We start from the raw sequence: 1,620 nt of genomic DNA, 5'->3' as shown, positions 1-1,620 counted from the left end.
ATAATGAAGATAAGTCTGCATACTCTGTGCCTTTTGACAGCACGTAACGCTTACTGGTTTCATCATCCATCAAGAAACCCCCAAACGTTTGTGAGACAGCGCTAAACAGAATAATGCTGACAGCAGACAATGCCTTTTCAGCCAACTCTGTCGTATTCAATAGCTCTTTGGCTTTCTCCACACTAGGGCGTGTCCTCATTTTAAAAATGGAGATAAAAATGAGATAAATTGCAGTCAAACAAGGAAAATAGCGCTGTTAATATCGGGATATTACCCAGCTATTTGACGATGTTTGACAAAATTTAGCCATTTTTAGCCATTTTTAGCCCACTTAGATGTCCATCGATTGAATTGAGGACACGCCCTAGTTAAATAAAGCTTAGTGAATGTAAACTTAGTGAGCTGGTGCACCTTCTGATATGACAGTGATTTCTCATAATAAAACGTCACTACGATAAAAGCTGACCAAATCGTTAGCTTTATCAGTATTCCATAGCTTTAGTATATAAATGCGTAACCAGGTTAATTAGACCTTAAAAAATCTGACAGTAGATGCTTTTAATTTATCCTCTTTTAATACCCATCATAATTTCTACCAATCCATAGCTGCAAACTCATCTTTTTCTCGTTACAATACTCTTTATGATGTGCACGTTGTTCGATTGAGCAACGCACCGCCTTTTACCTATCCATTATCCGAGAATCCGATGAGCCATAGACCTCCTGCTGACCTATTAAAAAGCGCTAAACACTGGCGCGAAGATATTAACTTCCGCCAAGACGTACTGGGTAAGCCGTTTGATTTTGCCACCACGTGGGGTATTTTTTCCCCGCAAAAGCTTGATGACGGTAGCCTGATGCTGCTTGATTATGTGGATTTTCAAGCAGATGATGATTCAATAGATTTGGGCTGTGGTTATGGTGTGCTTGGTATGACTGCGGCACGTGAATGTCCAAATGGTCTGCATACGTTAATCGATAAAGACTTTATGGCGGTGGAATATGCGCGTCTTAACTGCGAAAAAAATGGTCTAAAAAATGTCGATGTGCATCTATCCAATGGCTTTAATCATGTAGATAAAGCAAAAGATTTTAGTTTGGTCATGTCGAACCTACCAGCCAAGGTCGGTAAAGAGCAGCATTACCTTTATTTCCTTGATGCCCATGCCCGCATGCGTAAAGGTGGACGCTTTTACGTGGTAACCATTAATGGCTTACGTCAGTTTATGAAACGCTCATTTACCGAAGTCTTTGGCAATAGCGAAAAGATCAAACAGGGCAAGACTTATACGATTACGATGGCGACCAAAGATTAAATACTAGAATCAGACAAACAAAAAAGCACGCTAAATCATAATGATCTAGCGTGCTTTTTTATGCCTAGATTTTTAGAGTTACATTTGTCGTTTCAATAAATATCTACCCAAAAACGCACTGGCAATAATCGGTAATATCACCATCAGTAGCGGCGAAAATCCCGTCGCCAGTGAAACAAAGCCCACTAAGTCCTGCACGTAACTAAATAACAAACCAAATAATAGCGCTACGACGATACGCAATCCTAAACTATGCGTACGTAATGAACCAAATACAAAGGAGCAAGCGACAATCACTAATGAC

General features: G+C 39.9%; 1 protein-coding gene and 2 pseudogenes. 1 reads left to right on the top strand and 2 read right to left on the bottom strand.

The window, feature by feature from the left end; genetic code table 11:
- Window positions 1–181 (bottom strand): annotated as a pseudogene (locus tag VLN09_RS11415) (hypothetical protein); the annotation flags it as partial.
- Between the two features lie 526 nt (window positions 182–707).
- On the opposite strand from VLN09_RS11415, the gene VLN09_RS11410 reads away from it, so the two are divergent.
- Window positions 708–1,316, top strand: a complete 609-nt coding sequence (locus VLN09_RS11410; protein ID WP_325246611.1) for a class I SAM-dependent methyltransferase — start codon at window positions 708–710, stop codon at window positions 1,314–1,316.
- Window positions 1,317–1,394: 78 nt separating this feature from the next.
- On the opposite strand, the pseudogene VLN09_RS11405 reads toward VLN09_RS11410, so the two are convergent.
- A pseudogene (locus VLN09_RS11405) lies at window positions 1,395–1,620 on the bottom strand (LPS export ABC transporter permease LptG); the annotation flags it as partial.

The organism is Psychrobacter sp. (genome assembly GCF_035469765.1).
In the GTDB taxonomy this organism is placed as follows: Bacteria; Pseudomonadota; Gammaproteobacteria; order Pseudomonadales; family Moraxellaceae; genus Psychrobacter.
This window is presented reverse-complemented; position numbering and strand designations above follow the sequence as displayed.